Source organism: Dyella ginsengisoli LA-4 (assembly GCF_000334915.1).
Classification (GTDB): Bacteria; Pseudomonadota; Gammaproteobacteria; order Xanthomonadales; family Rhodanobacteraceae; genus Dyella_A; species Dyella_A ginsengisoli_A.
Map to the genome: position 1 here is coordinate 44,486 of NZ_AMSF01000064.1, position 13,285 is coordinate 57,770.

At 68.4% G+C, this 13,285-nt stretch carries 10 protein-coding genes; 8 read left to right on the forward strand and 2 right to left on the reverse strand.

Translation table 11 applies throughout. From position 1 onward, the window contains the following. Window positions 1-1,785: an assimilatory sulfite reductase (NADPH) flavoprotein subunit gene (locus C693_RS0115560; protein WP_017463202.1), complete on the reverse strand. Its 1,785-nt coding sequence runs from the start codon at window positions 1,783-1,785 to the stop codon at window positions 1-3. Between the two features lie 133 nt (window positions 1,786-1,918). Here C693_RS0115560 and C693_RS0115565 point away from each other — a divergent pair, with 133 nt between their 5' ends. The 8 genes from C693_RS0115565 (at window position 1,919) to C693_RS0115600 (ending at window position 12,267) form a co-directional block, all read left to right on the forward strand. Further along, window positions 1,919-3,124, forward strand: coding sequence for a cupin domain-containing protein (locus tag C693_RS0115565; RefSeq protein ID WP_017463203.1), 1,206 nt, complete (start codon window positions 1,919-1,921; stop codon window positions 3,122-3,124). Further along, window positions 3,121-4,071: a GNAT family N-acetyltransferase gene (locus tag C693_RS0115570; protein WP_017463204.1), complete on the forward strand. Its 951-nt coding sequence runs from the start codon at window positions 3,121-3,123 to the stop codon at window positions 4,069-4,071. The genes C693_RS0115565 and C693_RS0115570 overlap by 4 nt, the downstream gene beginning before the upstream one ends. A 226-nt stretch (window positions 4,072-4,297) precedes the next feature. Then, a complete protein-coding gene (locus C693_RS0115575; RefSeq protein WP_017463205.1) occupies window positions 4,298-7,132 on the forward strand; it encodes a 2-oxoglutarate dehydrogenase E1 component in 2,835 nt (944 codons plus the stop codon). Window positions 7,133-7,213: 81 nt separating this feature from the next. Then, window positions 7,214-8,419, forward strand: coding sequence for a 2-oxoglutarate dehydrogenase complex dihydrolipoyllysine-residue succinyltransferase (gene odhB, locus C693_RS0115580; RefSeq protein ID WP_017463206.1), 1,206 nt, complete (start codon window positions 7,214-7,216; stop codon window positions 8,417-8,419). A gap of 148 nt (window positions 8,420-8,567) precedes the next feature. Further along, window positions 8,568-9,995: a dihydrolipoyl dehydrogenase gene (lpdA, locus tag C693_RS0115585; RefSeq protein ID WP_017463207.1), complete on the forward strand. Its 1,428-nt coding sequence runs from the start codon at window positions 8,568-8,570 to the stop codon at window positions 9,993-9,995. 219 nt (window positions 9,996-10,214) lie between these two features. After that, window positions 10,215-10,811, forward strand: a complete 597-nt coding sequence (locus C693_RS0115590; RefSeq protein WP_017463208.1) for a TIGR00730 family Rossman fold protein — start codon at window positions 10,215-10,217, stop codon at window positions 10,809-10,811. A gap of 15 nt (window positions 10,812-10,826) precedes the next feature. Next, window positions 10,827-11,822: a YhdH/YhfP family quinone oxidoreductase gene (locus tag C693_RS0115595; protein ID WP_017463209.1), complete on the forward strand. Its 996-nt coding sequence runs from the start codon at window positions 10,827-10,829 to the stop codon at window positions 11,820-11,822. Window positions 11,823-11,901: 79 nt separating this feature from the next. Next, on the forward strand, window positions 11,902-12,267 hold the full coding sequence (locus tag C693_RS0115600; protein WP_017463210.1) for a response regulator: 366 nt from the start codon (window positions 11,902-11,904) through the stop codon (window positions 12,265-12,267). A gap of 70 nt (window positions 12,268-12,337) precedes the next feature. Here C693_RS0115600 and C693_RS0115605 read toward each other — a convergent pair whose 3' ends face one another. Further along, window positions 12,338-13,231, reverse strand: a complete 894-nt coding sequence (locus C693_RS0115605; RefSeq protein ID WP_017463211.1) for a DnaJ C-terminal domain-containing protein — start codon at window positions 13,229-13,231, stop codon at window positions 12,338-12,340. Between the last annotated feature and the right edge of the window lie 54 nt (window positions 13,232-13,285).

The following is a 13,285-nucleotide window of genomic DNA, read 5'->3' on the forward strand; positions in this document are numbered from 1 at the left end:
CTAGTACACGTCGCGGGCGTAGCGCCCGTCCTGCAGCCATTCGGAAAGCCGGGCCTGGGCGGCCTCGGGGGTCGTGCCGCCGTGGGTGGCGACGATCTCGACGAGCGCGGCGTGCACGTCCTTCGCCATCTGCGCGGCATCACCGCAGACATACAGATGCGCACCGCCGGCGAGCCAGGCGTACAGCTCGGCGCCACGCTCGCGCAGCACGTGCTGCACGTAGCGCTTCCCGGCCTGGTCGCGCGAGAAGGCCACATCCAGCCGGTGCAGCGCGCCGTCCCTGAGCGCCTGCTGCCACTCGACCTGGTAGAGGAAGTCGTCGGCGGCGTGCCGGTTGCCGAACACCAGCCAGTTGCGCCCGGTCGCGCCTGCCTGCTGGCGCTCCTGCACGAAGGCGCGGAACGGCGCGACGCCGGTGCCGGGGCCGATCATGATCACGTCGCGCGCACCGTCCGCCGGCAGCCGGAAGCGTTCGTTCGCCTCGACGAAGACGTCCAGCGTGGCGTCCTCGTCGGCATCGGCGATCCAGCGCGAGGCGGCGCCGAGATGCGGCTCGCCGTGGGCGTGGTAGTCCACCACCGCCAGGGTCAGGTGCACCTCGTCCTCGCCCACCGCCTGCGGGCTGGAGGCGATGGAATACAGCCGTGGCGTCAGCGGGCGCAGCGCGGCGACCAGTGCCGCGGCATCCCAGCTGGCAGGATAGGCACGCAGCAGGTCGATCGGCTGATGGCTGGCAAGCAGTGCCTTCAGCGCCTCGGCGTCTTCCAGGATGGCGCGCAGCACCGCGCTGTCGGCACGCTCGGCGACAGCCTGCACCAGTGGACGGCTGGACCGCGTCAGCTCACGCTCGCGCGCCAGCCACTCCCGCAACGGCAGGGTCTTGCCGTCGCGGGCGACCGCGGCGTCACCGTCCAGCGCCAGCGAAGCGAGGAAGGCGTCGACCAGCGACCACGGGTTGCGGTGCCACACGCCCAGCGCGTCGCCCGGCGCGTAGCGAAGGCCGGAGCCTTCCAGCGACAGCTCCACATGGCGCACATCGCGGTCGGCATGCCGCGAGACGATGCGCTGGTTGGCCAGCACCGGCGCCGGAAATGGCCGGTCGCGATGGAACTGCGGCCGTATCGGTGCTGCCCGTAGCGGCGTCACCGAGGCGGTGGGCAGTTCGCGGGCGAGCCTTTCGCGCACCAGTGCCAACGCGCCTTCGGCCCAGGGTCCGGCCACCGGTTCGATGTCCACGTCGGCCTCGGCCAGCGGGGCCAGCCGCTTCGCGCCGAGCTCGGCCAGCCGTGCGTCGACGGCCCGGCCCATGGCGTTGAACAACGGATAGCTGGAGTCGCCGAGACCGAGCACTGCGTATTGCAGCGCCGGCAACTTCGGCGCGCGGCGGGAGGCCAGGAATTCGACGAAACCACGCGCGTCGTCCGGCGGCTCGCCCTCGCCCTGGGTGCTGACCACCACGGCGAGATAGCGCTCGTTCGCCAGTTCGCGCACCGGGTAGGCGCCGGCCCGCACCAGTCGCACCGGCAGGCCGGCCGCTTCGGCCTCCGCGGCAAAGCGCTCGGCGACCCGGCGGGCATTGCCGGTCTGGCTGCCGTACAGCACGGTGAGGCGGGCAGCCGGCGCCTGGGCCTGGCGCGCGACCGGATGCGCTGCCTGCTGCGCGGCGTAGGCGGCGATCCAGTACAGCTGGGCCGGCTCCAGGCCGTCGACCAGCTGGCGCAGCAGGGTCTGGCGTTCCTCGCCCAGGCCGGACGGCGCCGCGAGGGCGGGCTGCGTAGCGTTCACGGGCAAATCCTTTGGACGTCCAAACCGGGATGGCACCAGCTTGCCCTCGCCCGGGCGCGCGCCCAAAGGATCATTGGCGATGTCCTTATGCCGACCGGACATGGGGCCCCCGGCCATGGCTACAATTGCGCCCATGGCCATCTCCTCCCCCTCCCGCAAGCCGCTGCCGATCGAGGTGCGCGGTTCCGCCCGCCAGCCGCTCGGCATGTCCACCGCCCAGTTCCTGCGCGACTACTGGCAAAAACGCCCGCTTCTGGTGCGCAATGCCTTCCCCGGCTTCGAACCGCCGATCGCGCCGGAAGACCTCGCCGGCCTGGCCTGCGAGGACGGGGCGCTGTCGCGACTGATCCGCCACGACGAGAAACGCGACCGCTGGCAGGTGAAGACCGGTCCGCTGGACGAAGCCGACTTCGCCACCACCGGCGACGCCAACTGGACGCTGCTGGTGCAGGACGTGGACAAGTGGGATGCCGACGTCGCCGCCCTGCTCGAACCGTTCGCCTTCCTGCCGAGCTGGCGCGTGGACGACGTCATGATTTCCTACGCCGAGCCCGGCGGTGGCGTGGGCGCGCACGTGGACCAGTACGACGTGTTCCTGATCCAGGGCCTGGGCCAGCGACACTGGGCGATCAGCACCGACCCGGATGCGCCGAAGGACTTCCGCCCCGACGTCGAGCTGAAGCAGCTGGCGCAGTTCGAGCCTACCCACGAATGGCTGCTGGAGCCGGGCGACATGCTCTACCTGCCGCCCAACGTGCCGCATGACGGGGTGGCCTTCGGCGGCCCCTGCATGACCTTCTCGGTCGGCATGCGCGCTCCATCCCAGGCCGAACTGATCGGCGATTTCGCCGACTACCTGGCCGACCGCCTGCCCGAAGAGGCCCGCTACACCGACCCGGACCTGGCGGCGGCCCGCAATCCGGGCGAAATCGACCGCAACGCGCTGGAGCGCCTGCGCTCCGTGCTGCCGTTCGCCGGGGCCTACAACGACGCGACTCTGCTGGACTGGTTCGGCCGCTTCATCACCCGCTACCGGCTGGCCCAGCAGCCGGCGCCGGCCGAACGGCCGGTCACGGCCGCCGCCCTGGACAAGCTGCTGGCCAAAGGCGTGTCGTTCGTGCGTCACCCGTGGTCGCGCATGGCCTGGGCACGCACCCGCAACGACTGCATGCTGTTCGTCAACGGCCAGGCCCACCCGGCCACGCCGACGCTGGCCCAGCGACTGTGCACCGAACGCGAGATCGCCCTCGCTGGCGCACCCGACGCCACCGAGCAGGCCCTGCTGGTCGCCCTGCTCGACGACGGCCATCTGGTTCCGCGCAAGGCGAAGCGCGGGTGAAGCTCGAGAACTTCCATATCGTCAGTGCCGACTGGGCCCGTGATGGCGACCGCGAGGCGGTCCGCCAGCTGCGCCGGATGGTGTTGATCGATGGGCTGGGTTTGCCGGCCGCGTGGGAGTTCGACGACGGCGACCCGCAGGCCCTTCACCTGATCGCCCGTGACGATACCGACTGCCCGATCGGCGCCGCCCGGCTCACGCCGGACCAGCGGATCAGCCGCGTCGCGGTATTGCCCACCTGGCAGCGCCACGGGGTCGGCACCGCCCTGTTGCGCCAGCTGATCGAGCGGGCAAGCAGCTTCGGCTGGGACGAGTTGCGACTGGATGCCCCGGTGGAGCTGGTGCCGTTCTACGCCCGGGAAGGCTTCGTACCGGCCGGTGAATTGTTCGAAGCGGCCGGGCGCATGCATCAGCCCCTCCGCCGCGCGCTGACGTCCGCGGCCCCCGGCCCACGCCCCGCCCGCGACTCAGGCCTGCTGCCTGCCGAGGATCGACCTTCGGTAGACGCCACCCGGCACCTGCTGCTGGCCGACGCCCGCCACATGCTGGCGATCCACCTGCCTCGGCTGGACGGCGAGCACTACGCCAGCGCCGGGGAACTGGCCGAACTCCGCCGCGTCGCCACCTCCGGTCGCGGTGCACGCATCCGCATTCTTCTGCACGACACCGGGGCTGCCCTGCGCGACGGACACCGGCTGGTTGCGCTGGCGCAGCGCCTGTCCAGCGTGATCCAGATCCGCCGCCCGGTGGAAGAGGTGGACCTGGCCAATCGCGCCGGCTGGCTGCTCAACGATGCCGGTGGCTACCTGTTCCTGCCCGACCACGATCGCCCGCAGGGTCGGGCTTCGCGCCACGACCGTGCCGGGCAGGCGCCGCTGATGCAACAGTTCGACGAGGTCTGGGAGCGCTCGGTGCCGGCTACCGAACTGCTCGCGCTTGGCCTCTAGACCGTGGCTGAACGGGCGGGCCCGCCCGATTCGGGCCGCCGTTCCGGCACAAGCCCCGCCCAGCCGGCGATCACGGCGGTCGGCCCCCTTGCATAGACCATCGTCCAACCCCACGCCCGGGTTGTCGCGACGCAGCAGCCCGGCGCTATAATTAACAAGATTTTTGCCAGCCCTCCGCTGCGCCACGGGCAGCGTCGACGGCCCCCTCCCCCCAACCGGTGGTAACGTGAGCACAAACCTGATTCGCGAGTTCTTCGAGTCCTCTCAACTCGCAGGCGGCAACGCCGATTATGTCGAAGCACTTTACGAGGCGTGGCTGAGCGACCCGGGCTCCGTGCCCGCCGAGTGGAACAGCTACTTCCAGACCTTCAATGGCCGCGCGTCGGGAGATGTCTCCCACACCGCGGCCATTGCGCGTATTGAGTCTGCGCAAAAGCAGCGCCGCAGTGCCGTCGCCACTGTCGACGACGCCCATGCGCGCAAGCAGGCTGGCGTGCTTCGTCTGCTCACCGCCTACCGCTCGCGCGGTCACCTGGGCGCCGATCTCGACCCGCTGGGCCTGGCGCAGAAGATGGACGCCCCGGACCTCGGCCTGGCCTTCCATGGCCTGAGCGAAGCCGACCTGGACACCGAGTTCGACTGCGGCACCTATGCCGGCGGCGGCCAGCGCATGAAGCTGCGCGAGCTGCTGGCCCGGCTGAAGAAGATCTACACCGGCACCATCGGCGCCGAGTTCATGTACATCTCCGACCACGCCCAGCGGAACTGGATCTACAGCCGCCTGGAGCAGGCCAACGGCAGCGCCGGCCTCGACAAGTCAGAAAAGAGCCACCTGCTCGACGTGCTCACCGCCACCGAGGGCCTGGAGCGCTACCTGCACACCAAGTATGTGGGCCAGAAGCGTTTTTCGCTGGAAGGCGGCGACAGCCTCATCCCGCTGGTCGACGACGTGGTGCGCATGGCCGGCGACAACGGCATCAAGGAACTGGTGATCGGCATGGCCCACCGCGGCCGTCTCAACGTGCTGGTCAACATCCTCGGCAAGCCGCCGAAGACCCTGTTCGACGAATTCGAGGGCAAGTTCGAGCACATCGACGATCCGTCGTATTCCGGCGACGTGAAGTACCACATGGGCTTCTCGTCCGACCTGAAGACGCCGAAGGGCGGCGTGCATGTCGCGCTGGCGTTCAACCCGTCGCACCTGGAGATCGTCAACCCGGTGGTCGCCGGCTCCGTGCACGCGCGCCAGCTGCGCCGCCGCGATACCGAGCACCAGCAGTCGATGGCCGTGTTGATCCACGGCGACGCGGCGCTGGCCGGCCAGGGCGTGAACATGGAACTGTTCAACATGTCCCAGGCCCGCGGTTTCCGCATCGGCGGCACCCTGCACGTGGTGGTGAACAACCAGGTGGGCTTCACCACCTCCAATCCGCAGGACGCCCGCTCCACGATGTACTGCACCGACCTGGCCAAGATGGTCAACGCGCCGGTGTTCCACGTGAACGGCGACGACCCGGAAGCGGTGATCGAAGTCACCCGCCTGGCCTACGAGTTCCGCAAGACGTTCCGCAAGGACGTGGTCATCGACGTCGTGTGCTACCGCCGCCACGGCCACAACGAGGCCGACGAGCCGGCAGCGACGCAGCCGCTCATGTACCAGATCATCCGCAAGCGCCCGACCACCCGCGACCTTTATGCCCAGGCACTGCAGAAGGAAGGCGTGATCGCCGAGGGCGATGGCCAGAAGCGCCTGGATGCCTACCGCGACCGCCTGGAGGCCGGCTCGCCGCTGGCCGAGTTCAACCCGACCCCGGTGCGCGACCTGGAGATCGACTGGGCGCGCTTCTACAACAACTCGCTGTCGACCCCGGCCGATACCACCGTGCCGAAGAAGAAGCTGGTGGAGCTGGCCAACCGCATCCTCGACCTGCCGGGCGACCTAACGCTGCAGTCGCGCGTGAACAAGATCTACGACGACCGCCGCAAGATGGCCGCCGGGGAGGTCCCGGCCGACTGGGGCTTCGCCGAGAACCTGGCCTACGCCACCCTGATCGACGGCGGCAGCAACCTGCGCCTGGTCGGCCAGGACTCCGGTCGCGGCACCTTCTTCCATCGCCACGCGGTGCTGCACGACCAGAAGGACGGTCATACCTACATGCCGCTGGCCACCCTCCGCGACGGTGCCAACGTCGAGGTGATCGACTCGCTGCTCAGCGAGGAGGCGGTGATGGCCTTCGAGTACGGCCACTCCACCACCGACCCCGACACGCTGCACATCTGGGAAGGCCAGTTCGGCGACTTCGCCAACGGTGCCCAGGTGGTGATCGACCAGTTCATCAGCTCCGGCGAGTCGAAGTGGAACCGCCTTTGCGGCCTGGCGCTGTACCTGCCGCACGGCTACGAGGGCCAGGGCCCGGAGCACTCCTCCGCCCGCCTCGAGCGCTTCCTGCAGCTGTGCGCGGTGAACAACATGCAGGTCTGCGTGCCGACCACCCCGGCGCAGGACTTCCACATGATCCGCCGCCAGATGCTGCGCCCGGTGCGCAAGCCGCTGATCGTGATGACGCCGAAGTCGCTGCTGCGCCACAAGCTGGCCGTCTCCACCCTGGACGAACTGGCGAACGGCTCGTTCCAGCTGGTGCTCGGCGAGCACCGCGACCTGCCGGTGAAGAAGGTCAAGCGCGTGGTGCTGTGCGCGGGCAAGGTCTACTACGACCTGCTCGAGGAAGCCGAAAAGCGCGGCCTCGAGGACGTGGCGCTGGTGCGCGTGGAGCAGCTCTATCCGTTCCCGCGTCCGGAAGTGACGGCCGAGCTGGCCCGCTTCAGCGCCACCAAGGAGGTGATCTGGTGCCAGGAAGAGCCGATGAACCAGGGTGCCTGGTTCCAGATTCGCCACCACCTGCAGGCCTGCATCGGTCCGAAGCACACGCTGTCGTATGCCGGCCGCGCGCGCTCGGCAGCACCGGCCGCCGGCCATCTGAACGAGCACAACGCCGAACAGGCGGCGCTGGTCGAGCAGGCGCTGGTCGCCCCGATCGGCACCGACCATTCGGCCGAGTAACCTATTCCGAATAGCGTGGCCGGGACGGCCGCTTTGCTCCTGCACCCACGGACGGGTGCCAACCCCAGCAAGGACCCTGTGATGTCCATCGAAGTCAAAGTCCCCGTTCTCCCCGAGTCCGTCTCCGACGCCACCATCGCGACCTGGCACAAGAAGGTCGGCGACGCGGTCAAGCGCGACGAGAACCTTGTCGATCTCGAGACCGACAAGGTCGTGCTCGAGGTGCCCGCTACCGTCGATGGCGTGCTCAAGGAGATCCGCCACGCCGAAGGCGACACGGTGAACAGCGAGCAGGTGATCGCGATCATCGAGGAAGGCGCCGCGGCTTCCGCTCCGGCCCCGGCTCCGGCCGCTGAAGCGCCGAAGGCGGCCGCCCCGGCCCAGGCCGCCGGCCCCGCGGCCTCCGGCAAGGGCACCGACGACCTCTCCCCCGCCGGCCGCCGCGTCGCCGAGGAAGAGAAGATCGATCCCTCCAAGGTCGCCGGCACCGGCCGCGACGGCCGCGTGACCAAGGAAGACCTGGTCAACTACGCCAAGGGTGGCAGCGCCCCGGCCGCCGCACCGGCCGCGAAGCCGACCCCGGGCGCCCGTCCGGAAGAGCGCGTGCCGATGACCCGCATCCGCGCCCGCATCGCCGAGCGCCTGATGCAGTCGAAGAACTCGATCGCCATGCTGACCTCGTTCAACGAGGTGAACCTGGCCGAGGTGGTGAAGATGCGCAAGACGCTGGGCGAGTCGTTCGAGAAGGCGAACGGCATCAAGCTCGGCTTCATGAGCTTCTTCGTGAAGGCCGCGGCCGAGGCGCTCAAGCGCCACCCGGTCATCAATGCCTCGGTGGACGGCAACGACATCATCTATCACGGCTACCAGGACATCTCGATCGCCGTGTCCACCGACAAGGGCCTGGTGACGCCGGTGCTGCGCGACGTGCAGGACATGAGCTTCGCCGACGTCGAGAAGGGCATCGCCGGCTACGCCAAGAAGGCGCGCGACGGCAAGCTGGGCCTGGACGACCTGCAGGGCGGCACCTTCACCATCACCAATGGCGGCACCTTCGGTTCGCTGCTGTCCACGCCGATCGTGAACCCGCCGCAGAGCGCGATCCTGGGCATGCACACCATCAAGGAGCGTCCGGTGGTGGAGAACGGCCAGGTGATCGCCGCGCCGATGATGTACCTGGCGCTGTCCTACGACCATCGCATCATCGACGGCAAGGATGCGGTGCTGTTCCTGGTCGACATCAAGAACCAGCTCGAGAACCCGCAGCGCATGCTTCTTGGTCTCTGATGGCGGCCCCCGCCATCAGAAAATAGGTAACGAGGCTCCGATGCCGGCAAGCGCCTGAAACCACGGCCTTGCCGGTTGCCTTTCCGGCAATCGAGCCCACCTTCCGCTTCACCAGCGAGCCCGATGCTCGCCAGCAAGGAACCCCGCCATGAGCGACCAGAAATTCGACGTCATCTTCATCGGCGCCGGCCCCGCCGGCTACGTCGGCGCGATCCGCGCCGCGCAGCTCGGTCTGAAGGTGGCCTGCATCGACGCCTTCACCGGCAAGGACGGCAAGCAGGCCCTCGGCGGCACCTGCCTCAACGTCGGCTGCATCCCGTCCAAGGCGCTGCTGGATTCGTCCAAGCAGTTCTACAACATCGCGCACAACCTGCCGGTGCACGGCATCACCGTCGACGGCGCCAAGGTCGACCTGACGACCTTCATCGGCCGCAAGGACAAGATCGTCAAGCAGTTCACCGGCGGTATCGGCCAGCTGTTCAAGGCGAACAAGGTCACTGCGTTCTACGGCAAGGGCAAGCTGCTCAAGGGCAACCAGGTGGAAATCACCGCCAACGACGGCAGCAAGCAGACGATCGGCGCGACCAATGTCGTGCTGGCCTCGGGCTCGGTGCCGATCGAGCTGCCGTTCGCCAAGTTCGACGGCAAGCACATCGTCGACAATGCCGGCGCGCTGGACTTCACCGAGGTGCCGAAGCGCCTGGGCGTCATCGGTGCCGGCGTGATCGGTCTGGAGCTGGGCAGCGTGTGGCGCCGCCTGGGCGCGGAAGTGACCGTGCTCGAGGCCATGCCGGAGTTCCTCGGCGCGGCCGATGCGGACATCGCGAAGATCGCCTTCAAGGAATTCACCAAGCTGGGCCTGGACATCAAGATGGGCGCCAAGCTGTCCAAGGCCGAGGTGAAGAAGGACGGCGTGCACCTGGTCTACGCCGACAAGGACGGCGAGCAGAGCCTGGTGGTCGACAAGCTGCTGGTGGCCGTGGGCCGCCGCGCCTACACCGATGGCCTGCTGGCCGACGACACCGGCGTGAAGCTGGACGAGCGTGGCCGCATCGTGGTCGACGAGCACAACCACACCGGCGTCGATGGCGTATGGGCGATCGGCGACGCGGTGCGCGGCCCGATGCTCGCGCACAAGGGTTCCGAGGAAGGCGTGGCGGTGGCCGAGTGGATCGCCGGCAAGGCCGGCCACGTCAACTTCGACACCATCCCGTGGGTCATCTACACCGAGCCGGAGATCGCCTGGGCCGGCAAGACCGAGAAGCAGCTCAAGGAAGAAGGCGTGCCTTACAAGGTCGGCACCTTCCCGTTCGCCGCCATCGGCCGCGCCGTGGCCATGAACGAGGCGTTCGGCCAGGTGAAGATGCTGGCCCACGCCGAGACCGACCGCATCCTCGGCGTGCACATGGTCGGCCCGGGCGTGTCCGAGCTGATCGCCGAGTGCGTGGTGGCGATGGAGTTCAAGGGTTCGTCGGAAGACCTGGCGCGCATCGTCCACGCCCATCCGACGCTGTCCGAAGCCGTGCATGAGGCCGCCCTGTCGGTCGACAAGCGCGCCATCCACAAGGGCAATTGATCGCCCGGTTGATACATCGCGGCCCGCTCGTGGTGACATGGGCGGGCTGTCTTTTTTAGGAGTGAGTGAAGAGAAGTGAGAAGTGAGAAGTGAGAGAAACGCCAATGCCGGCTCGCTCTTTTCCCCACATCCCCTGATCCCTTCCTCGTCGCCACCATCCACCTGCTGCCTCGCACGGCACCTCTCACTCCTCACTTCTCTTAACTCACTTCTCGCCCCATGCCCCACATCACCTCCCTCTGCGTCTACTGCGGCTCTGCCAACGGCAACGACCCGGCCTACCTCGCGCTGGCGCGCGACTTCGGCACGGAGCTGGCCCGACGCGGGGTCGCCCTGGTCTACGGCGGTGGCAAGGTCGGCCTGATGGGCACCGTGGCCGATGCGGTGCTGACCGCCGGCGGCAAGGTGGTGGGCGTGATCCCGCGCCAGCTGGTCGAGAAGGAAGTCGCGCATACCGGCCTGACCGAGCTTGTGGTGGTGGAAACCATGCACCAGCGCAAGACGCGCATGTACGAGCTGTCCGATGCCTTCGTCGCCCTGCCCGGCGGATTCGGCACCATGGACGAGATGTTCGAGATGCTCACCTGGGCCCAGCTTGGACTGCACCGCTACCCCTGCGCTTTCCTCGACGTGCGCGGCTACTACGCCGGGCTCAAGACGCTGATGAGCCACATGGTCGACGAGGGCTTTGTTCAACCGGGGCAGCGCGACAGTGTATGGTTCGGCTCTTCGATGCCCGAGCTGTTCGACTGGATGATCGACTACGACGGAGGCCAGGCTGCCCGTGTGATCGGCCCGGCCAGCATCCGGGCCTGATCCGAGGACGTGCCGATGACTGCCTTCCGCGCCTTTCGCATCCGCCAGGACGATGCCGGCTACCGTGCCGGCATTGAAACCATGGACAGCGGCGATCTCTCCCCCGGCGAGGTGCTGGTCAAGGCGGCCTACTCCTCGGTCAACTTCAAGGATGCGCTGGCCGGCACCGGCAAGGGGCGGATCCTGCGGCAGTTCCCGCTCAACGGCGGCATCGACGTTGCCGGTCACGTGGTCGCCTCGACCGATCCGGCGTTCCGGGAGGGCGACGCCGTGCTTTGCACCGGCTCCGGCCTGTCCGAGACGCGCGACGGCGGCTACGGCGAATACGTGCGGCTGGACGCTCGCTGGACGATTCCCCTGCCCGACGGCCTCTCGCTGCGCGAGAGCATGATCCTCGGCACCGCCGGCTTCACCGCTGCGCTGGGCCTGCTGCAGATGCTCGACAACCGCCAGACCCCGGAACAGGGCCCGCTCGCCGTGACCGGTGCCACCGGCGGCGTGGGCATGCTGGCGATCGACATCTACAGCCGCGCCGGCTTCGAAGTCCACGCGATCAGCGGCAAGGCCGACCATTTCGAGTTTCTGCGCCAGCTCGGTGCGGCGCAGTGCCTGGACCGCCACGAACTGGCATTCAGCGGCAAACCGATGGACTCCGCCCGTTTCGGCGGCGCGCTGGACAACGTCGGCGGAGCGATGCTCGCCGGCCTGCTGCCGCTGATCGCCCCCTATGGCAACGTGGCGCTGTGCGGCAATGCCGGCGGCATCGGTTTCGAAAGTACCGTGATGCCGTTCATCATCCGCGGCGTGAACCTGCTGGGCGTTGCCTCGGCCGGAACCGCGCGGGACCAGCGCCAGCGGGTCTGGGAACACCTGGCCGCTCCGTGGAAGCCCCTGCACCTGGATCGCATCGCCACCCGCGAAGTCACGCTGGAGGAGCTGCCGGGGGTGTTCCCCGCCATGCTTGCCGGCGGCTCCTTCGGCCGTACCATCGTGCGCCACGCCAACACTTGACCCCAATCGCCGCCTCGACTTGGAAGCGCGTCGGGCGCGCCTTAGAATCCATTCACTTCGAACAAGGGATCCCCACCTTATGGCCCGCATCCTCATCGTCGACGACTCCCCGTCGCAGCTGCTCGGTCTCAAACGCGTCGTGGAGAAGCTTGGCCACGAGGCCCTCACCGCCGAGGACGGTGCCGCCGGCGTGGAAGCCGCCAAGCGCGAACTGCCCGACCTGATCCTGATGGACGTGGTCATGCCGAACCTCAACGGCTTCCAGGCCACCCGGACGATCAGCAAGGACCCGACCACGGCGCACATCCCGGTGGTGCTGGTGACCACCAAGGACCAGGAGACCGACAAGGTCTGGGGCATGCGCCAGGGCGCCAAGGCCTACGTGACCAAGCCGATCAAGGAAGACGAGCTGGTGGCCACGCTGACCGAGCTGCTCCCGGGCTGAGCTTCCGCGCTTCCGGATACGAGAACGGCGCCCGAGGGCGCCGTTCTGCTTTTGCGTGTCCGCAGGCAGGTCAGCTACGCGGGTTGTAGTCCGCGAAATGCTTATGCAGGGACTCATAGGCCTTGCGCTGCTTGTCGTCCTCGGCTGGCGGCGTGCGGATGGACAGCTCCACCAGCTGATCTCCAGGATGCGCCCCCGGCATGCCGCGCCCCTTCAGGCGCAGTTTGCGACCGGATTGCGAACCGGCGGGGATCCGCAGGTCGACCGCGCCACCTAGTGTGGGCACCGGCACCGTGGCGCCCAGCGCCGCTTCCCATGGAGTGATCGGCAGCACGTGCAGCACGTTGCGGCCATCGAGCCTGAAGCGGGCGTCGTCGCGGATCGCCACCTCCAGCAGCAGGTCGCCACTGGGTCCACCGGCGGCACCGGCATGCCCTTGGCCGGACAGGCGGATCACCTGCCCCGGCTGGATGCCGGCCGGGATCTTCACCTCGAGCACGCGCTCATGGCCGTGGCTGTCATGCAGCGCCACCCGGGTGCGGCCGCCGTCAAACGCGGTCTGCAGGTCGATCTGCACCTGGGCCTGCACGTCGCGACCGCGCCGCGCCCGTGGCTGACCCCGGTGCCCACCACCGCGACCGAACAGGCTCTCGAAGAAGTCGCTGAAATCGCCGTCGCCGCCGCCCTCGCCGAAATCGTAACCCTGGCCGAAGCCCGGTGGCGGGCGGAACTGCTCGCCGCCACGGTAGCCGCCGGCACGCACCTGGTCGTAGGCGCGGCGCTTTTCCTTGTCGCGCAGCACCTCGTTGGCCTCGTTGACGGCCTTGAACTTGTCCTCGGCGCCCGGCTCCTTGTTCTTGTCCGGGTGGTACTGCCGCGCCAGCTTGCGATAGGCGGCCTTGATCTCCGCCTCGCTGGCATCGGGCTTCACGCCCAGGATGTCGTAATAGTCTTTGAACTCCACTCACCTTCCCCCGACCGATACGTCACTGGATCGTGGCGGGGCCCCCCCCCCCCC